The sequence below is a fragment of the Paenibacillus sp. J22R232 genome (genome assembly GCF_056269165.1).
This window is the reverse complement of record NZ_JBWDNK010000014.1, coordinates 61,203-81,330: the sequence shown is the minus strand read 5'-3', so window position 1 is coordinate 81,330 and position 20,128 is coordinate 61,203. Positions and strand designations below refer to the sequence as shown.

The following is a 20,128-nucleotide window of genomic DNA, read 5'->3' as shown; positions in this document are numbered from 1 at the left end:
AGTTTGATTATTCAGACAATTACCTTAATGTGTCATTCTTGACCCGAAAACCCTTTGTTTATCACGTTGCGCAAGTTTTACCAATCGTTTTGGGCAGGCGAAAAAAGCATTATTTTGAATATGGCTGGTAAAATCAAAAATGACATGTATGCGCTTTCAAAATTTTAAGCATTTATCGCGTTTCCGGCTTGGCAGCATGGTCCTCTTCGCTGCTGGAATAAAAAAAGCCACGCTGCGTTCAATGAACGCCTGCGTGGCCTTTGGTGCTATCCCTGCCGATTGTATCCGGAATTCAATTAAATCAGTCCTGATGCTTTCAACATGCGTTGTGCCAGCATGGCGACTTCCGCCCGAGAAATCAATTCTTTCGGCGCAATCAGCTTGCTGGTTTTACCGGAAACGATACCCGACTGCAAGCAAGCGATGACGCTCGCCTTTGCCCAGCCCGATATTTTATCGCTATCCTCGAACTGGCTAAGCCATTGTTCCGTAGCTTTTTCTTGAAGCTCCGCTTCAAGGCCTGTCAGCTTCATCATTTTTGAGATAACCGCCATTGCCTGTTCGCGGGTGATCTTATCGTTCGGCTTGAAGGTACGTTCACCGAATCCGCTGATCAAATCATTGGCATACGCGGTTTGAACATAGCTGCTGTACCAATCCGATGCCTTTACATCCGTGAAAGCATTTGAACCCGTTTCCGGCTTAAGCCCGAGTGCGCGAACGATAATAGCCGCAAACTCCGCGCGACTAATCGCTTGATCAGGCTTGAATGCGTTAGCGCTCACCCCGTTAATGATTTTGCGCGAGCCCATATCGTTCACGGCGTCCATCGCCCAATGATGCGCAACATCCGAATACGTGACGGGGTTCCAAATGACGGCATAGGTGCTGTTCGTTAAGCTGTTTATCGCTGCATAAGATTTGCCGCCTAGAATAACAATCTTTGTAGGTACATGGCGTACGGTGCCATCCGCTTGGACAACGACGCCCGTCGTTATTTTTTTCGCGTCTACGCCAGCGGGAATTGCCGCCATTCTTTCGACGTATTCCTTGAACTGATTCCATTCCTTAACCGAATTTCCGCTTATAGCCTTGATGCTGAAATCAAGCGGAGGCAATACGATTGTGTAGCCGCCTTTGGTTGCCGCTTCTTCAGCCATCTCAACCATTGGTGCAGACGACTTGGACATTTCGATTTCCAGCTTTACATTCGCAAGGCTTGCGCCTTGTCCAAGCTGCTTAGCGAGCTCGCTGACTGAAACGAGGTTCGCTGGAAGCGTATAGGCTCCAAAATCCGTCTGAAGCAAAAGTACGACTTCCATCTGCTCCAGCATTTGCATCGTTTGTCCCGTAAGCTCCGCGATGAATACGTCAGCAGCCGTATTTAATTGGATCGTAACCACTTCGCCCTTGCCGGCAATCATTTGTTCCAGTTTAGCCGGATCGAGCGCGATTTTTTTGACGGTTTGGTCACCGCGCGTCGTGCTCGTCATGATCCCAATCGTCATTGGTTTGCCGTTTACTAGAATCTGACCATCCGAATTCACCGAAGGCGATGTTTGGGGGATTATCGTAAATTGGGCAACCGTATGCAAATCTGCCGTCACGCCTAGGTCCGTTCTACTCGCCGTAGTAACGCCGTCACTCCAGCCTGTAAAGGAATAACCAAGCTCTGGAGCTGCCGTTACCTCTGTTCCATCGGAGCCATGATTCACCTTTTGGGTGGTCGTGCCCGAAAGGCTTCCTCCGCTGCTCGCTGTATATTCCAGCGTATATTCATTGATAGCGAAGCTTGCGCTAACTTGAATGTGATGGCTAACGCTGCTATCCGTGCGAGCTGCGTCTAATACGCCGTCACTCCAGCCCACGAAATGGTAGCCCGCAGCCGGGACGGCAGTCACCGTAGTTCCGTTAAATCCATGATTGACCGTTTGGGAGGCGGATCCCTCCAAGCTGCCATTCATGCCGGCCGTATAGCTCAACGTGTATTCACGGAGAACAAAGCTTGCAATCAAGCTCTTATTGCTTGTTATATTCCTGTCTGTTCGGCTTGCAGCCATTACGCCGTCACTCCAGTCTACGAAGTCATAGCCTGTATCCGGAATTGCCGTTACTTCTGTTCCGTCTGCACCGTGGTTCACTTGCTGTATAGGCACGCCGTCTATCGTACCGCCTGTCTCAGAGGCATATGCCAGCGTGAAATTGTCGATTGCGAAATTCGCGGTTACGCTTATGTTTGCCTCAACCTGAAGGTCGATTCGATTAGCGTCCAGCACGCCGTCACTCCAGCTTACAAAATGATAGCCTGCAGCCGGCAATGCCGTTACCGTCGTTCCGTTATCTCCGTGCTTCACCGTTTGCGCGATCAAACCGGTTACGCTGCCATTCTGGTCCGCCGAATAAGTCAGCGTGTATTCATTGATCGCGAAGCTTGCGCTCACGCTTATATTTTCCGTGACGTTGCTGTCTGTTCTGCTCGCGGCAGTCGCGCCGTCGCTCCAGCCCACGAAGTGATAGCCCGCGTCGGGTTTAGCCGTTACCGCGGTTCCGCTTGAGCCGTGGCTAATGTTTTGCGATGCCGTTCCTTCCAAGCTTCCGCCAGCATTCGCGGCATATTGCAGTGTATATGCATTGATCGCAAAGGTTGCGACAACGCTGACGTTCCCCGTAACAACGCTGTCTGTACGGGTAGCTGATTCTTCACCGTCACTCCAGTTTACGAAGTGGTAACCCGCGTCCGGCGAGGCCGTTACCGCCGTTCCGCTTAAACCGTGGTTTACCGATTGCGAAGCCGATCCGGTCAAAGTACCGCCATCGCCAGCCGTATAGTTCAGCGTATACGCATTGATAGCAAAGCTTGCCGTCGCGTCAATATCACCCGTTACGTTGATGTCCGTGCGAGCAGCATCCATGATAGCATCGCTCCAGCCGATAAAGTGATAGCCCGCATTCGGTACCGCAGTTACCGTTGTTGCATCCGAGCCATGATTCACCGTCTGTCCGGCCGTACCTGTTAAGCTTCCTCCAGCTCCTGCCGCATACGTCAACGAATAGGCATTTATTGCAAAATTCGCCGTAACCGTTTTGCTCCCCGTTACTTGGAGATCTGTCCGGCTTGCTGCCGTTTCCCCGTCGCTCCAGTTGACAAAATGGTAACCTACTGCTGGTTTCGCCGTTACTTCAGTCCCGTTCGAGCCGTGATTCACGGTTTGCGAAGCCGTGCCTTCAAGGCTGCCATTGGCACCCGCGGAGTAGGTCAGCACATATTCGTTTATGGCAAAATTCGCTGTTACGCTTTTGGCCGCTGTCACATTCGATTCCTTGCGTGCTTCAGTCGCGACACCGTCACTCCAATTCACGAAATGATAGCCCGTATTTGGTATTGCCGTAACGATTGCTCCATCTTCACCATAGTCCACATTCTGGGAGGCAGAGCCCGTTATCGTCCCGCCCGCACTCGCCGAATAGGACAGGGCATACGTATTAATGGCGAAGCTCGCGCTTACCAATTTATTGCCAGTTACGTTCGAATCTGTACGGTTCGCGGTTGCATACCCATCGCTCCAGCCAGTAAAGTGATAATGAGCATCCGGTACAGCCGTAACTTCGGTTCCGTTTGAGCCATGATTCAAGCTCTGATTGGCCGTACCGTTTAAGCTCCCGCCTGCATCCGCCGTATACGTTAAGTTGTATACGTTAATTGCAAAATTAGCCGTTACGCTTTTATTGGCTGCTATGTTATGATCCGTACGGGTTTCTGTTGTTTCTCCGTCACTCCAGCCAACAAAGTGGTACCCAACATCCGGAACTGCCGTCACTGCCGAACCGTTCGCTCCAGGCGTTACCCCTTGCGCTGCAACACCAGTCAGGCTCCCGCCTGCCCCAGCCGAATACTGCAATTGATATTGCGCGACTAAGACCGTCCCATATTCCCCCACGGCCATGAACGTCTCCCCGTTATAAACGGCTGCGTATAACGGATTCATCGTTCCTGACTCACGAGCTGTCCATGTCTGTGCATCGGTCGAGCTAAGAATCGTCCCGTTGTTTCCTACGATTAAATAGGTGCCTTTTCCGTAGGTCGCGCCCCAGAATGCGGTAGTCGTATGCGTTGCCGGCGGATTGCCCAGCGTCCAAGCAACTCCGTCAGGCGAAGTCAAAATTTTGCCTCCGCTTCCTACTGCTAGAAAAACGCCGTTCCCATATGTAACGTTCCGAATATTTGAAGTAACCGTAGAATTGCTTGCCGTCCATGTCAAAGCATCCGGCGAGGTCAGGATCGTACCAAGGCTTCCAACAGCGACATAGAGTCCGTTCCCATACGCAATCGCATTCAATGTACCGCTTCCTTGAGAGTGACGAGATGTCCACGTCACGCCATTTGTTGAAGATAGAATAAGCGGCGTTGCATTAAAATCAATATCGTAAGAGGCTCCAACTGCCACATAGCCGTTGCCTCCATAAGTTACGCCGAAAAATGCGTTCCCTGTTCCATTGTTCTGAACGTTCCAGCTCAATCCGTCAGGGGAGGTGGATATTTGGCCGTAATCTTTTTGTTGTCCATAATAGTAGTCTCTATAATAACCTACGCCTACGAAACCATTGCTGCCGTAGGTCACACTTCTCAGCTCATGCGAAGTCCCTGTCGTTCTGGTGCTCCATGCCTCACCGTCGGCTGAAGTACGGTAGAGATCCCCCTGCTGCATGGGACCGTTATTTCCCGTAAAGGGCATAGGAGGCGTTCCCACTGCCACGAATGTCCCATTGCCATGCGTTACTCCCCGCAATGCCGTAGCTGCTCCAGATGATTTCGATGTCCATGTCAAACCCTCAACCGCGTCCTGCATGGCAATGGCATGAACCTTTTCGCTTCCGAGCTGCGAAACAGGCAGCATGCCAAATAGGATGACTAAGGTCATCATCGCGGCCAATCTTTTATTCCATTTGTCTCTCTTCATTTCCTGATCTCCCTAACTCATAGTTTGTTTCTGCAAGATGCCTGTTATCAAGAAATCAACATTCGATCAACGTTTTGCCTTACTCCTTCCCAATCACATTTCAAGCTGCTAGTTACAGTATATAGCCCGATAATAGCATTTCTTAATCATCCCATTCTATCAAATCCGTCGACATATATCGCTATTTTTCGACATAGAAAAAGAATAATGTTTGACCGGCTGCATACATCCATAAACTATATCCCATCCCTGTCTACATTGATGAAAAAAGAGGCATATACTGAGCTCGAAAACTCAGAATAGGCCTCTTTTTTTTAGGACTATATAGACACCAAATAAGGTGCTCTTCCCTTAAATTGCACAACCTCACGAATGCCTTTGCTGTGCAGCAGCTCGATCGCTTCGTCAAACCCTTGCTCGATATGGCCAACCTGATGTGCATCTGAACCGATCGATACGGCCCTGCCGCCTAAATCCACATACATGTCGAGTATATACGCATGCGGATGAATCCAGCCTTGTCGGTACAGTCCGGTTGTATTCAGCTCCAGCACCTTTTGCTTCTCTATGATTAGCTTTAATATATCGTACAAAATAGGCTTGCATGCCGCGATGTCTTCTTCGTGCACCGGAAATGTCGTATATCTCACCACATAATCCAAATGGGCAACGATATCGTAATTGTCCATCTGGTCGACAGCCTCTCTTACCTGTGTAAAATAATGCCCAAGTCTTTGCTGGATCGGCAAATCATGAAACGCCTTTTCTGAGAAATCCAGTCTCCCGTCATTATGCGCAGACAACAAAATGACGTCAAACGCGCGCTGGCCCAAATAATCGTTTATGACATCTTTATAATCGCTTCGAAAGCCGACCTCAATGCCTTTGCGAATGTCCACGGCATAGCGCCTGGACAGCTCTTCCGCTTCTTTATTGTAGCTTTCCCAGTCAATATCGACGTCCTGCTTGAAATATTTGCAATCATACTCCAAGTGGTCCGTCGTCACGATAGCAGGCTTCCCCCGTGCAATTGCATATTGCACGATCTCTGCAAGCGTTGAGTTCGAGTCGGGCGAATAGGATGAATGTACATGCTGATCAATCAAAAATTTAGGTATCGTCATTCTATGCTCCTTCTCATACTATTGAAATTGCAACAGATTACGCCCTTCGTCCGTCATATCGAACAGGTGAAACTTATGCGGCCTTATGCCTACCGTTAGCGTCTCGCGCTCTTTTAGCCTCTGCTCATTATCCGTCAGAAGACGAATCATCATATCGGACTGCCCGGCAGAATCCGTCAGCTTAATTAATTGCCCGTTGCCTAGATGCTCAATAAGATCAATTTGCAGCTTAATCGCTGCTTCGCTTGGCTGCTCTGTAATGAACAAATCATGCGGACGGATGCCAAGCTTAACCTCTTTCCCCATATGCTGCCCATCCAGCCTGCGTGACTGAGGAACTTCCAGTTCGAATAGCTTTGTCTTTACAAACTGCTGCTCGCCTCTCTGCTCGAGGGTCCCCTCAATTAAGTTCATAGGCGGATTGCCTAGAAAGCTTCCGACAAACAAATTCGAGGGATGATTGAACAGCTCGCTCGGAGGCGCGTATTGCTGAATTTTCCCGCCGTTCAGAATCGCTACGCGATCAGAGATCGCAAGCGCTTCCTCCTGGTCATGCGTAACAATAATCGTCGTAACGCCTAATTTACGCTGGATTTTGCGAATTTCATCCCGCACATCAAGCTTTAACCGCGAGTCCAGATTGGACATCGGCTCATCCAGCAGTAATATTTCCGGATCCTTGGACAATGCGCGCGCCATGGCGACACGCTGCTGCTGACCGCCTGACAGCTGCGATGGCTTGCGATCAAGCAGATGATCGATTTGCAATATTTTGCTCGTATGCAAAGCGCGCTCGTATGCATCCTTCTTAGCCATTTTTCTCTCGCGAAGCGGGAAAGCAATGTTGTCGCGAACCGTCAAATGGGGATAAAGCGCATAGGACTGGAACACCATCCCGATATTGCGATCCTTGGGCTCCACATGATTGACAAGCTTATCCTTGAAATAGATTTCACCGGACGTTGGCTTCAGCAGCCCTGCCAGCATCATTAGCGTTGTCGTTTTTCCGCAGCCAGAAGGGCCCAACAGCGCAACAAATTCACCCTTTGCAATCTCGAGGTTCAATCCGTCTACCGCACGGCTTCCCAGTTGCTTGCCATCATAGTCTTTCACGATATTTACAAGAGAAATCATACCTGCTTTGCCCCTCCCATATTAATTTTCAAAAATACTTTCTGGGTGAAAATATAAAATATGACTAGCGGAATCGTATAAAACAAACCAATCGCCGTAAGCAATCCGTAGTTCAAGATAACATTTTCCTTCGTCACGAGACGAGACAGATAGCCGGCAAGCGTCAGCATATTGTCATCGAATATAAACAGCTTGAACAGAAACCATTCCCCGTAAGCGCCTAAGAAGGAGAACACCGAGATAGCTCCGATGCCCGGCATTACATACGGAACGAGTACTTTCATGAGCGCGCGAAATCTCGAGCAACCGTCTACCATGGCCGCCCATTCCAAATCCCACGGCACTTCGTCGAAGAAGCCTTTCATAATGTATACCCGGCCCGGCAAGGAACCCGTTATGGCTACGAGAATAACGCCTACATACGTATTCACCAGGTTCATTTGAACGAGGATGAAAAACGTAGCGATAATGAGCGTAATGCCCGGGAAGGAGCGCATGAGGAACAGGAATTTCATGGCAGCCAGCTTGCCTTTGAAATCAAGCCTGGAGAACGCATATGCGGCCGGTACGGCAATGCCTATTTCTATCGCCACGATAAGAACCGAATAGACTAATGTATTTAGAACGATGGGCCAAATCGCCGGTAAAATAACGCCTGCATACTCGATCGGCTCTTTCACGAAGCTGAAGTTTTCGAGCGTAAATTGCCCCGTCGTGCCATTGAACGTTGCCGCGAGAAAATACCAGATAATCATGCCGATGATAGGCATGGTAAAGAGCAGCATATACGTGTGCACGAGCAGTTTTTTTGCGATGCTTGTCGACATAGTTGCCTCCTAATCCTCGATGCGCGATGGCTTTATCATTTCGTTGAAATCAAACAGCCTCAGCAGCCATAATGTCAAAATAAGCGAGATCAGCACAACCAATAGAGAAAGGGCCGCGCCGTATCCGTAATATTTTAAATTAAACGCCTGCTGGTACGCGTATAAGGATAGCGTTGTCGTATCCCGCATAGGTCCGCCGTTTGTCAGAAGCAAGATGAAGAAATAGGAAGACACAAAGCCGATCAGATCCGAAATCGTAATATACATTAACGGCCACTTTAATGAAGGAAGAATAATCTTGGTGATGACCGACTTCTCGCTTGCTCCGTCTACTTTGGCGGCCTTATACAGATCCTCGGGTATGGAGCTGATGGCGGCCGATAATAGAATCATGCCTCCCGAAGTGGTCGATACTATCGTTGCAATGATCACGATTGCCATCGCTATTTTCGTAAACCATGAAACGGGATCACCTTCTGGCTGGAATAGGTGCAGAACCTTATTGATTAGCCCATCGCCCGTCGGGTCAAACAAATACTTCCAGAACGTCACATATACAACAGCAGGTATAATGCTTGGTATTAACCATAGGACACGATAAATGACTGCCGTCAATTTTCCCTTTAAGAAGTACTGGGTCGCGATTGATATAAATAGTCCAAAAAACAAAGAGAAGACAAGCGTAATAACGGCAAACAGGACCGTGTTCCATAAAATTTGAGGCATGCTGTAATCAGAAAATATCCGTTTGAAATTATCGAAGCCGACAAAATTAATTTTCATCGATGCGTTTAAATCCGTGAAGGACATGATAATAGTCGCAATCGCTGGCAGTATAAAAAAGACAAGCACCAGAAGCGCAAAAGGCATAATGAAAAAATAGGGATACATCTTCTTGGCTAAAGGCTTCTTATAAGCCGTCTTGGCTAAAGTCACTGGGATCTCCATAATGAGATCAGCACCTGCTTCCTTTAATATACGGAAAGGTGCTCTTGCAAGCAGAGCACCTTTTCTGTATCATCGTTATTCTACAATGAGACTGTCCGCTGGCACGTTTTGTTTGACATCCTTTTGGAATAGCTCGAAAGCTTGAGCGGCTGTTTGGCCTTTGGTCAGAATGGCGTCAATGCCAAGCGTGAACGATTTCATATAGACCGCATAATCCATTTGGGCTGGACGCGTTTTCGTGAACTCGATTAAATAAGCATGGTCTTTATAGAAGCTCATTTCTTGGAAGCGCGGATCTTCCTGTGCTGCCGCCGTTACGGGAAGCTTGCCGCTTTTAAGCGTATGATTAATCTGCAGGTCCGCATCCAGCACATGCTCAATCAGTTTTTGAACATATGGCATCTTCTCTTCATCCACTTTAGCTCCTACGTAGACCAACGCAGGATTGCTGTAGGAAACAGGCTTGCCTCCTTGCTCAACCGACGGAACCGGAATCCAAATCGCATTTTCCTTAAACCATGCTTCATAGCCGGCGAGGTCCTCATCCATGCCAAGCTGCGTACGCATCACTTGATAGAACTCAGTACGGGCAAATTCAGCGAACAATTCGCCTTTAATGAACAGCTCGGCAGCCTTGTCCGTATCAATCTCGGCAATGCCCTCCGTAACGACGCCGCGCTGCTTCGCATCCTGCCAAAATTCATACACCTTTTGCGTGTTTTTCGACAGAACCATCTTGTTCTCTTCCGCGCTGTAATTAAAATTGTCGAAGGTATAATTCCAGCCTTCAAACCTCGTATCCTCAACGCCGAAGCCTACCTTAACCAGCTTTTGCTTAACCGCCGAATCTGCCAGGTCCACAAGCTCGCTGAAGGTAAAGCTGCCAGCATCCACGCGAGCCTTCAGCTCATCGATTTGCGCAGCCGTCCAGCCGAGACCTTCCAGCGCCTTACGGCTAATGAATACGGGAGAAGCATCCATATCCTGAATAACGCCGTAGTAGTGGTCTTCGTACTTCATCATGTTGTTGTAGGACTCCGGCATGTTTTTGAACACGTCTGATGTTCCGACCCAGTCCACGTCGCGGATTAGCCCGGCGTTCAGCTGCCACCCGATATCCACGCTGGAGTTAATAAACACATCGGCTACTTTATTCGCTTGCGCCTGCAAGATCAGCTCATCATCGCCAACGCCAGGCCACCAATCTATTTTTATCTGTACATTCTCAGACTTTAGCTCTTCGTTCGCACGTTTTTCGGCTTCGATGAAATTATCTTTCCGCGCTCCCCATGTGTTCTCGCGAACGGAGATGACGACCTCTTTCATTTTCTCGCCATTGCCAGACGACTCTGCACCGCCATTTGCGGCGGCACCAGAATTTGAGCCTGTACTGCAACCTGCTAATAATGTCATACTTGTCATTACACTAACTAATCCAAGCGCAAGCTTCTTCATTCTTGTAAACCCTCCTCGTTTTCCAGTTCTCACTGGCTTAACTAAACTATAAAGGAGAATTGTAAAAACTGTGTCAATTACACATTAATAAATTGTTTTATTATTTTTTTAATTGATATGTTGTTGTTTTTAAGAAAATAGTCTGTTTTATTTCGTGAATACGAGTTCAAGCGCTTGATCTAAAATAGCGATTGCTTCTTCCATTTGCGCAGCAGTCGTAATTAAAGGAGGAACGAGCGTAATGACGTTTCCGCTTGATACTTTGAAGCTTAGTCCGCGTGACAAGCATTCATAGAGAACTTTTTCGGCGCCTGCTGCTTCCTTCTCCTTTGTCTCCCGATCCGATACAAGCTCGATTGCCGCCAGCATGCCTTTAACGCGAACATCGCCGATTACGGCATATTTCCTTTGAAGCGCCTGAAGATGCGCCAGCAGCCAACGCTCCATGCTTTTCGCATGCTCAAGCAGGTTTTCCTTTTCGATATATTCAATGGTAGCCAGTGCAGCCGCACAGCCTACAGCGCTTTTCTCATGCGTATAATGCCCGAGGGAAATATCGCCCGCGATATCCAAATGCTCTCTGGCAATAATGCCTGCCATCGGAAAAATGCCACCGCCGAATCCTTTGCCAATCACAACAATATCCGGCACGATTCCATAATGCTCATGAACGAACATGGTACCCGTACGGCCGAGTGCCGTCGGTATTTCGTCAAGGATGAGCAGCACGCCATACTCGTCGCATATTTGGCGAAGCCGCTGCATGTAAGCAACGCTCGGAATCTGTACGTCCGTACTCCGAATCGGCTCGAGAATGACCGCGCACACGTCCTCTTCCCTCTCCAGCATATAGGCTAAGTAGTCCAGGTTTTTGGCATTGGCCGCTTCTCCTTCTCCGAAGATAGAACGATAGCTGTTATAAGGCATCATATGCTCCGTCCCTGACATCAACGGTCCTATCCCGCTTCTGAATACGGACTCGCCGCCCACCGATATCGCATCCAAGCTTGCGCCATGGAAGGAATCCCAAGTCGAAATCGTTTTGTGCTTGCCGGTTGCCCTGCGCGCAAGCTTCAGCGCTATTCCGATCGCACTGGTACCGCCTGGCGCAAACAGCACCTTGTTCAAATCTCCCGGCGCCAGCTCGACTAGCTTCTGCGCCAGCTGAATCGCAATCTGGCTCGTATATCGGCGCGGCAGAAACGGCAGATTTTGCATCTGAGCAATGATTGCATTCATCACATACTCATTTTTGTAGCCGACCTGATGCACGCTGTTACCGTGGAAATCGATCACTTTGCGCCCATCCTGATCCTCAAGGTAAATGCCCTCTGCATTCACGATCGCATTCAAGCATGGCGTCGACATCGACTGATGAAGAAAAAGCTTGCTGTCCTGTTCCAGTACAGCAAGCGTCTCTTCGCTGAGATGCTCGTCTTGCCAAGCTTGGCGAGCGTCCGTTCCATTGATATCTCCCTCTATGCGGCTATTGATGCGGATTTCCATAAGGCAGCTCCTTATTCTGCAGTCGTTCATTCAATTGCTCGATCATAGCAGGCAACTCGGACATGTCCGCAATAACGGCATGCGCTCCCGCTTCCATATACTGTTTACTCACGGCAGCGACCATTTGACGTTCTTCCTCAGCCGACAGCTGCTGCACCTCAGCCTCCGTAAGCCCGAGCATGGAGCTGCCCTTCACGATACCGATCGCCCATACGCCCGCACTATTCGCCTCTTGCATGTCAGAGGTCGTGTCTCCGACCTTAATCACTTGCGCGTGATGGCGCAGGCCCAACTGCTTCATATTCTCGTAGATCATGTAAGGATAAGGCCTCCCTTTGTCCATAACCTGATCGGGCGTTACCCAATGATCAGGCTCATAGCCGTAATCCTTCGCCGCATTGGACACGATGGAAAGCATAGTGGACGTATAGCCTGTAGTCGCTCCGATTTTCAAGCCTTGCTGTCTCAACTGCTCTACCGTTTTTATAACATGTGGATTAGGCTTGCCGAACTGCGAGAGAATCGCGAGCAGCCTAGGCTCAAACCGGTCATGCAGCTCGTCAATGTCCGCTTCTGTATAGCTGCGGCTGAATTTCGCTTGGAAAGCAGCTCCTATTCTTGGCATTTGCAGCAGCGATTGAATATGATCCCGCTTCAGCTGTCCCATAGGCGCGCGAACCTCTTCCATCGTCACGGGAATGCCTATCTCCTCAAAAATATGGATAAAAACCTGTACCGGCGCAAAGCAGCCATAATCAACCGTAGTACCTGCCCAATCAAATATAATGCCTTCAATTCTCATATTGGCTCTCTCCTACATAACGTAATATGTGCGCATTCAACCGTTCCATATCCTTGGGATGCACATCACCCATATTTCCGATTCGAAATACATTGATATCCGTTAATTTGCCAGGATAAATGACGATGCCCGCCGACTTCAAAAAGGTATAAAAACGCTCGAATGTAAATGGAATATGCGTGGGATACAAAAAGGTGGTAATCAAAGGGGATTGCAGCTCCCTCGGCAAGTACGCCTTAAAGCCGGCTTGCGCCATCCCTTCCACGACGATTTGCTGGTTCATGCGATACCGTTCATGGCGCGCTTCTACGCCGCCTTCTTCCACTAGCTCTTCCAGCGCTTGCTTAAAAGCATGTACGACATGCGTTGGCGAAGTGAAGCGCCATTTGCCGGAATCCTGCTCCATCGTCTCCCATTGGTCGTACAAATCGAGCGATAATGAGCGCGCTCTCCCTTTGCATTCCATGAGCTTATCCCTTTTGCAAAGAATAAAGCTGAAGCCCGGAACGCCTTGGATGCATTTATTTGCGCTGCTTATGATAAAGTCGATCTGCAGCTCTTCTACTGCGATCGGAATTCCGCCAAAGCTGCTCATCGCATCGATGATTGCAACCCGATGATTTCGCTTTATGACATCCATGACTGCCTCAAGCGGATTCAGAATGCCCGTCGTCGTCTCGCAGTGGACCATAGCGACATGCGTAATCGACGTATCCTCAATCAGCTTCCTTTCAAATGCCTGTGGATCAACCGGCATATTCGCTTCAAACGCCATAGATACATACGGAATACGGAGCACCTTCGCGATCTCCTCCATACGCTTCCCGTAGGCGCCATTTATCAATACGAGCAGCTTGCCGTCACTCGGTATGACAGATCCAAGCGTCGCTTCAACGCCAAAGGTACCGCTACCCTGCATAAACACAGTCGTATAAAGCTCCTTAGATGCTCGGCCCACCTCTAACAGCTGCTGACGAATCTGCTCGACGATGGTTTTATATTCATGGTCCCACGTGCACCAATCCTTTTGCATCGCCTCTTTAACCGTTGCGGTTGTAGATAGGGGGCCTGGCGTCAGTAATAAATAGGGATTACTCATAGCTCCTCCAATGCGTTCGACTCGGATTTGGGATAGATCGGATTGCTCCACGCTGCTTTGCCGGATGCGTCTACGCATTCCACCCGCACATACTGCTCATTATTTTGAATGAAGTATTCCGCTTCAGTGATGAGTTCGCCGGTTGGGTCCATTTCGGCCAAGCCATTATCCGGAAACGTAATAAAGCGAATGCTGCGTACAGGGGAGCACACGACCTTCAGCCTATCGTTCTCTATGCGTAGATCATAAATCTTCGGACCATTGGAGCTATAATATTGGCCTGCCTTTATCGCATCAATAATCGCTTGCTGCTCTAATCGCTCACTCTCAACGGCAATCCACCCGCCATAAAATTCCGAAACGGCCATGTCCGTCGGGCCGCTATGGGCATCGTCTGCCGCGATAGCGTTCATCTGCTTGCCCCGCTTCAGCACATAATCCCAATAAGATACGCCATAGCCTACCGCCTCTTGAATCTCGGATTGGTGATTATAGATTTCAATCGCGGCATAGCCTTCAAGCTTCAGCAAATCCTCTTCCCGGTTTTTGGACCATTCCGGATGATTCATAATGACGAGATTTCCTTTGCTTCTCATCTCATCCATTAATTGCTGAATCGTATCCAAGCTCTCATAATCCGGCTTCGCATGCTCCTCATCGTGCTGAAAAGGCTTGTCAGCATGCAGTGAACGATCCAAAAGGCCATGCATATGATATTGTTGTCCCGTCGTTTCACGTTCCATTTCGCAAGCCATTTCATACCCGTCCAGCATAATGAACGTTTCCGTGTCGTAGGCATCGCTGCGGAAATAGATTTCATGATCGCTTAAACACATAAAATCATAGTCCTTGGAGCGGTAAGCTTCTATCATTTGCTCTACCGTATATTCGCCGTCGCTGCGAACGGAGTGCGCGTGAATATTCCCTTTATACTTTTGGCGACCAGCGTCCAAAATAATGGCATCTCTCATTGCTGCTCCTCCTCTGCCAAATCTGCTACAAAGATCGGGTTAGACCACGCTACTCTGCCTTTTTCATCCACGCACTCCACCCGGATATAGCTCATGCCCTTCTGGATCACCATGCTTCCCGAGGTCATTAGCTCGCCCTTCTCGCGTTCGACGTGGAATGGACCACGCAGCGGGAATGCTTTAAACATAATGTATTGGCAAGGCGAGCACTCCACATGGACGAAGCCATTCTCTACGCGGAAATCAGTAATTTCGGGTCCGGAGCTGGAATAAAACTGCCCTTTTTTTAGAGCCGTAATAATCCCTGACTGTGAAAACTCCTCCGCCTCGACGGAAACCCAGCCGCCGCCATACTCGGCAATTTTGCAGTTTGGATCATGGTCATGCGAGTCATCGGCGGCGATACCGAACACGCGCTTGCCATTCTGAAGCGCATGGTCCCAATAAGCCGCCCCATAGGAAGAGCTCGCCGTCCATTCCGTTGCGTGATTATAAATTTCAATCGCAAAAAATCCGTCGTACTGCACCATATCCTCAAAGCGTGTCAAATGCCATTCGGGATGATTGAACACAACCAGATTTCCATGCGCCCTCATATCGTCGATCAGCTTCTGCGGGGATTGTTGACCCTCCCAAGGAATCGGAATCTCAAACGATTGCAAATGGTGGAATCTTTCCTTCACAGGCTCGATCGTTGGATCGTCCAGCACGCCAAAGTGGTAGCCTGGATCTTCATCCGGCACAAGATTCAAACCGCCTCTCTCCATGCCCGGCAGTACAATGAATGATTCCGTGTCAAATGCAGCGGTACGTGCGAATACATCATGATCCGTTATGCTGATGAAGTCGTAGCCCTTAGCCTTGAAAGCAGAAACGGCATCCGATGCCTCCTGTGTTCCGTCTGACCATGTCGTGTGCATATGCAAGTTCCCTTTGTATTTCCTTTTGCTTTTATCCAAATATACGGCGTCCTTCATCGTCACCACTCCTATTTGTAGTCCTCTGTTCCAATGGGAATTTGCTGCTGGAAAATGTATCAACTACCGCAAACAACATATTGTTTTTAATTGCTTTTACTTTTATTTATGTTGTTTTACCTATTCTACTGCGAAAAAATGACCAATACAATGCGATTCGAAAGATTTAACATAGCGATTACAAACTTTACACAACAACAAACAACATTAAGAAGAAACGCCTGACGGCGTCCTTACAATAGACGCCATCGTTTCGGCGAAACGTATAGAGAAAGGATAAGCAAACTCACATCCTTTCCTATACGTCAAGCGCAAACGGCTTAAGCCCTCCTCTGTCAAATAAGCAATCGTTTCTGGGAGATATAAAAGCACGCTTCAATGTAAAAACATATAAATGCTGATCTATAAAAAAAAGCCAGTAGAGAAGACTCGCTTCTCTACTGGCTTTCCTGGCCTATTCAACCTTCAACGTTGGCTATTCAGAGGGCATCATCCATCTCGTATTCGCCTCTTCCAGCTGCGCCTTCCATGCTGCCGGAGGCTCTAATTCCGAAATCACGATATCCACGTTTTGAAAATCGCATATTTTGACCATAGACCGCTTGTTCCATTTCGATGAATCCGCCAGTATAATGGACGTTTCCGATTGCTGAATCCATTTGCGGGTTAGCGATGCCTTCTCGTAGTCATAGCTCGTGAATCCATGCTCAATCGATAAGGCATCTACGGTTACAAATGCTTTGTTCACAAAAATATCCGACATATTCGCTTCCGCGATCGCTCCCGTTACGCGAAGATGCTTCACATTCACTTCGCCGCCAAGCATGATCATCCGGCCATCGAATTGCTCTCGTTTCTTAAGCTCAATCAAGGACATCATAGCGGATATCGAGCTCGTTAATACGGTAACCTGCTGCTTCTGGGATAGAAAGGGAATAATCTGAAGCGGCGTCGTGCCTTCATCGATAAAGATAACGTCATAATCTTCAATTAGCGTATAAGCAAGATAGCCGATTTTCTCTTTCGCCTCTTGATTGATGCAGGCTCGCTCAAACAAGGTAGGCTCGACCTCAACCTTTAGCTTAATTGCGCCGCCGTACACCTTCTTAAGCTTGTTTTCCTTCTCAAGATCATCCAGATCTCTACGAATCGTTTCGGTTGTAACCTCGAACATGCGCGCCAGGTCGCTTGCAATGACCTTCCCATGCTCATTCAGCAGGTTCATAATACTCAGCTTTCTTTCTTCGCCCGCGAGAGACATCGCAAACCCTCCAATTCTTCTTTCCTACTATTCTCACGCACCCATATCCGATAAAGATGCAGCGGTTGACGGCGAGTCAGGAACATTTCCGACCAAATTCCGCATCCATTTCTGAGAGCGATAACGTCTGTATCCAATTAAAGCCTTGCTAATTTCTTCACATAAAAATAGGCCGTACACCCATTCGAGCGGCAGATGGAGCACATACGCGCCAACGAATACCGCCGGCAATGCCATCGCCCATGTCGTAATTAATATCATGTTCATCGTAAACAAATTATCTCCGCCTGCTCTAAACATACCGACAATCCACACATTATTCAAGAAAAATGCGGTCATCGCCAAAGCCTGCAGCAGCAGCACATTCCGTAAAGATCCGTGAACCTCGCTACTTAGGTGAGGAAAAACATAGGACACAAATGGTGAAACCATTACTATGGCAGCACTAATGAGTATACCAGCCATCACCGAAAAGCGAGTAAATCTCCGAGCATAATCCAGCGCCTGCTCATGCTTGTCCTGCCCCAGCTTTTGACCAATCATCACTTTAGCAGCATAAGCAAATCCGTGGATTCCCATCATAAAATACCCCTGCAGCGTATTCGCAAGCTGGAACGTAGTCAAAGCCGCAATGCCCAGAGATCCAAAAGCTACGGCATACAGCATGTTGCCGATTGACCACATGCCTTCGTGGAACACGAGCGGCGTTATCGTTTTCAATACCTGCTTGCGCAGCTTAAGAGGGAGACTGAATAGCTCTCGAACTCCAATATTTAAGTAATACGATTTACTATAAATGAAAACAAACAAAAACAACAAGCATATGGCTGAAGCGATTAACGTTCCCCATGCAGCTCCTGCAACACCAAGCTTTGGCAAACCCAGCCTTCCATAAATCAAGCCATAGTCCAATACAATATTGACCGCCATCGCACATAAGCCGACATACAACGTAATTTTAACCTTGCCTATAGATCCAAGCGCCTGGGCGTACGCATCCCTAATCGCACTAATCAGAAAAACAAAGGCCACAATCGTAACGTATTGCATACCGAGCGGAAGTAATTCACTGTCCTTAATAAATAGATAAAGAATTGGCTCCTTCCAGGACCACACGGCAACAAACGCTAGAAGGCTTGTACCCATTCCCGCCAGCAGCATAAAGCCGAATGTTGCCCGCATAAGCGCATACTGCTGTTTGCCATAGTACTGGGTCATGTAGGTGGTCATCCCATAGATTGCGGTAAGGATCATCGATAGAATGAAGCTGATTCTGCCCGCTGCGGCAGTTACGGCGACTGCACCATCCCCCAAGCTCGTCACCATTAGCATGTTTACTAACGAAAATGAATTGCCAACAAGCATTTGCAGCACGGATGGAATGACCAGTCTTTTCATCTCGCGATTAAACTCTGACTTTCTGATCGCACTCATCGCTAAGCCTATCCCTCATTCTTCTTAAATTATACGATAAATCGCATGTTTTCCCCATCGTTTCAATCATTCACATAGTAGTTTCATGTGGTTTATATTGTTTTCTTGTTGCCAATCCTATCATACAAATTGTTTGCCTATTAATCAATCCAAGAAAGGGTGGGATGAGGGAGTTTACAAATACTTTAAGATTCAATGATGATAATGGCCATCGTAATGCAGAAAATGAAACGACGTCTATCTATCTAGCTAGCTAGCTAGCTACCTACCTCTCATACCGCGTTGGAGGAGTTAGCTACTTAATTGAACCAGCTAACCTATAAAAAAAGACATGATCGCCTCACAAAGTGAGGGACATGCCTTTTGCTTGCTTAATCTTGCTATGCAGCTTCTTCCTCTTGAAGAACGATTTGATGGGGCTGCCAAGCGCCAAAGAGAACTTCCAAAAGTTCAATGACCTCTTCGAAGCCTCTTCGCTTTTACCATTCGGCCACCGATCCGTCCTTATGTCTCCAAATCGGGTTTCTCCATCGATGCGGGGATTCCGTCGCCATTTTGCGGACGTAGTCTTCGTTAACTGTAATACCCAGTCCTGGGCCCTGCGGAATCTTCACATGCCCATCTTCATAAGCGAATACGCTAGGGTCCGTTACATAATCCAACAGATCATTCCCTTGGTTGTAATGAATCCCGAGGCTTTGCTCCTGAATGACTGCATTGTGAGCCGTTGCGTCAACTTGCAGGCAAGCAGCTAGCGCAATAGGTCCTAAAGGACAATGAGGGGCTACCGCTACATCATAAGCCTCCGCCATCGCGAAGATTTTCTTGCACTCTGTAATACCGCCTGCATGCGATAAATCCGGTTGAATAATATCCACGTAACCATCTTCCAATAATGATTTGAAATCCCAGCGCGAGAACATTCTTTCGCCTGTCGCAATCGGCGTACTCGTATGATTGGCAATATCCCGGAGTGCCTCATTATTTTCTGGAAGCACGGGTTCTTCAATAAACATCAGCCTGAAGGGCTCTAATGCTTTTGCGAGCACCTTCGCCATTGGTTTATGTACACGACCGTGAAAATCTACGCCGATGCCAAAGTTTGGACCGGTCACTGCACGAATCGCTGCAATCCGTTCCACGACTTGATCCACCTTATGATAACTATCAATATATTGCATCTCTTCCGTAGCGTTCATCTTAACCGCTGTAAAGCCCTGCTGCTGCTTCTCCAATGCCGCAAGTCCGACATCGCTAGGCCGATCCCCGCCGATCCAGGAATAGACACGCATTGAATCACGGCATGCCCCGCCAAGGAGCTGGTAGATGGGGGCATTGAAATATTTTCCTTTAATATCCCACAATGCCTGATCAATCCCCGCGATTGCACTCATCAATATCGATCCCCCGCGGTAGAACCCGCCACGGTACATGACTTGCCAATGATCTTCGATGCGAAGCGGATCTTTCCCGATTAACAGATCCATGAGCTCATCTACAGCCGCTTGTACCGTATGAGCCTTGCCTTCGATTACAGGCTCCCCCCATCCAACGATTCCTTCATCCGTTTCAATTTTCAGGAACAACCACCGGGGTGGTACGATAAAAGTCTCAAACTTAGTAATTTTCAAA

General features: G+C 48.3%; 14 protein-coding genes. All 14 read right to left on the bottom strand.

Annotation, left to right across the window (positions count from 1 at the left end):
- Positions 1 to 296 precede the first annotated feature (296 nt).
- The 14 genes from AC0YN3_RS27130 to dgoD all read right to left on the bottom strand — a co-directional run bounded on the left by AC0YN3_RS27130 (position 297) and on the right by dgoD (position 20,127).
- Positions 297 to 4,958: an InlB B-repeat-containing protein gene (locus AC0YN3_RS27130; protein ID WP_475778034.1), complete on the bottom strand. Its 4,662-nt coding sequence runs from the start codon at positions 4,956 to 4,958 to the stop codon at positions 297 to 299.
- A gap of 320 nt (positions 4,959 to 5,278) precedes the next feature.
- Positions 5,279 to 6,082, bottom strand: coding sequence for a histidinol-phosphatase HisJ family protein (locus AC0YN3_RS27125; RefSeq protein ID WP_475778033.1), 804 nt, complete (start codon positions 6,080 to 6,082; stop codon positions 5,279 to 5,281).
- 18 nt (positions 6,083 to 6,100) lie between these two features.
- Positions 6,101 to 7,216, bottom strand: coding sequence for an ABC transporter ATP-binding protein (locus tag AC0YN3_RS27120; RefSeq protein WP_475778032.1), 1,116 nt, complete (start codon positions 7,214 to 7,216; stop codon positions 6,101 to 6,103).
- Positions 7,213 to 8,043 carry a carbohydrate ABC transporter permease gene (locus AC0YN3_RS27115; protein ID WP_475778031.1) on the bottom strand — a complete coding sequence of 277 codons (831 nt, stop codon included), beginning with the start codon at positions 8,041 to 8,043 and terminating at the stop codon, positions 7,213 to 7,215. Before AC0YN3_RS27115 ends, AC0YN3_RS27120 begins: the two co-directional genes overlap by 4 nt.
- Before the next feature lie 9 nt (positions 8,044 to 8,052).
- Positions 8,053 to 8,991, bottom strand: a complete 939-nt coding sequence (locus tag AC0YN3_RS27110) for a carbohydrate ABC transporter permease (protein ID WP_475778030.1) — start codon at positions 8,989 to 8,991, stop codon at positions 8,053 to 8,055.
- 75 nt (positions 8,992 to 9,066) lie between these two features.
- Positions 9,067 to 10,446, bottom strand: a complete 1,380-nt coding sequence (locus AC0YN3_RS27105; protein ID WP_475778029.1) for an extracellular solute-binding protein — start codon at positions 10,444 to 10,446, stop codon at positions 9,067 to 9,069.
- A gap of 147 nt (positions 10,447 to 10,593) precedes the next feature.
- On the bottom strand, positions 10,594 to 11,952 hold the full coding sequence (locus AC0YN3_RS27100) for an aspartate aminotransferase family protein (RefSeq protein WP_475778028.1): 1,359 nt from the start codon (positions 11,950 to 11,952) through the stop codon (positions 10,594 to 10,596).
- Positions 11,933 to 12,754 (bottom strand): phosphonoacetaldehyde hydrolase, encoded by an 822-nt coding sequence (gene phnX, locus AC0YN3_RS27095; protein WP_475778027.1) that lies wholly within the window; start codon positions 12,752 to 12,754, stop codon positions 11,933 to 11,935. The genes AC0YN3_RS27100 and phnX overlap by 20 nt, the downstream gene beginning before the upstream one ends.
- Positions 12,744 to 13,853, bottom strand: coding sequence for a 2-aminoethylphosphonate--pyruvate transaminase (gene phnW / locus AC0YN3_RS27090; RefSeq protein ID WP_475778026.1), 1,110 nt, complete (start codon positions 13,851 to 13,853; stop codon positions 12,744 to 12,746). Before phnW ends, phnX begins: the two co-directional genes overlap by 11 nt.
- Positions 13,850 to 14,824 carry a CehA/McbA family metallohydrolase gene (locus AC0YN3_RS27085; protein WP_475778025.1) on the bottom strand — a complete coding sequence of 325 codons (975 nt, stop codon included), beginning with the start codon at positions 14,822 to 14,824 and terminating at the stop codon, positions 13,850 to 13,852. The genes phnW and AC0YN3_RS27085 overlap by 4 nt, the downstream gene beginning before the upstream one ends.
- A complete protein-coding gene (locus tag AC0YN3_RS27080; protein WP_475778024.1) occupies positions 14,821 to 15,801 on the bottom strand; it encodes a CehA/McbA family metallohydrolase in 981 nt (326 codons plus the stop codon). The genes AC0YN3_RS27085 and AC0YN3_RS27080 overlap by 4 nt, the downstream gene beginning before the upstream one ends.
- A gap of 475 nt (positions 15,802 to 16,276) precedes the next feature.
- Positions 16,277 to 17,062, bottom strand: coding sequence for a DeoR/GlpR family DNA-binding transcription regulator (locus tag AC0YN3_RS27075; protein WP_475778023.1), 786 nt, complete (start codon positions 17,060 to 17,062; stop codon positions 16,277 to 16,279).
- Between the two features lie 33 nt (positions 17,063 to 17,095).
- Positions 17,096 to 18,496 carry an MATE family efflux transporter gene (locus AC0YN3_RS27070; RefSeq protein ID WP_475778022.1) on the bottom strand — a complete coding sequence of 467 codons (1,401 nt, stop codon included), beginning with the start codon at positions 18,494 to 18,496 and terminating at the stop codon, positions 17,096 to 17,098.
- 479 nt (positions 18,497 to 18,975) lie between these two features.
- Complete coding sequence (gene dgoD / locus AC0YN3_RS27065) at positions 18,976 to 20,127, bottom strand: galactonate dehydratase (RefSeq protein WP_475778021.1); 1,152 nt, start codon at positions 20,125 to 20,127, stop codon at positions 18,976 to 18,978.
- Position 20,128: the final 1 nt, after the last annotated feature.

Coding starts and splice junctions, on each gene's coding strand:
- AC0YN3_RS27085 (WP_475778025.1), bottom strand. CDS start 14,824: ATGAGAGATGCCATTATTTTGGACGCTGGTCGCCAAAAGTATAAAGGG.
- AC0YN3_RS27070 (WP_475778022.1), bottom strand. CDS start 18,496: ATGAGTGCGATCAGAAAGTCAGAGTTTAATCGCGAGATGAAAAGACTG.
- phnW (WP_475778026.1), bottom strand. CDS start 13,853: ATGAGTAATCCCTATTTATTACTGACGCCAGGCCCCCTATCTACAACC.
- AC0YN3_RS27125 (WP_475778033.1), bottom strand. CDS start 6,082: ATGACGATACCTAAATTTTTGATTGATCAGCATGTACATTCATCCTAT.
- AC0YN3_RS27080 (WP_475778024.1), bottom strand. CDS start 15,801: ATGAAGGACGCCGTATATTTGGATAAAAGCAAAAGGAAATACAAAGGG.
- AC0YN3_RS27115 (WP_475778031.1), bottom strand. CDS start 8,043: ATGTCGACAAGCATCGCAAAAAAACTGCTCGTGCACACGTATATGCTG.
- AC0YN3_RS27130 (WP_475778034.1), bottom strand. CDS start 4,958: ATGAAGAGAGACAAATGGAATAAAAGATTGGCCGCGATGATGACCTTA.
- phnX (WP_475778027.1), bottom strand. CDS start 12,754: ATGAGAATTGAAGGCATTATATTTGATTGGGCAGGTACTACGGTTGAT.
- AC0YN3_RS27105 (WP_475778029.1), bottom strand. CDS start 10,446: ATGAAGAAGCTTGCGCTTGGATTAGTTAGTGTAATGACAAGTATGACA.
- AC0YN3_RS27100 (WP_475778028.1), bottom strand. CDS start 11,952: ATGGAAATCCGCATCAATAGCCGCATAGAGGGAGATATCAATGGAACG.
- AC0YN3_RS27110 (WP_475778030.1), bottom strand. CDS start 8,991: ATGGAGATCCCAGTGACTTTAGCCAAGACGGCTTATAAGAAGCCTTTA.
- AC0YN3_RS27075 (WP_475778023.1), bottom strand. CDS start 17,062: ATGTCTCTCGCGGGCGAAGAAAGAAAGCTGAGTATTATGAACCTGCTG.
- AC0YN3_RS27120 (WP_475778032.1), bottom strand. CDS start 7,216: ATGATTTCTCTTGTAAATATCGTGAAAGACTATGATGGCAAGCAACTG.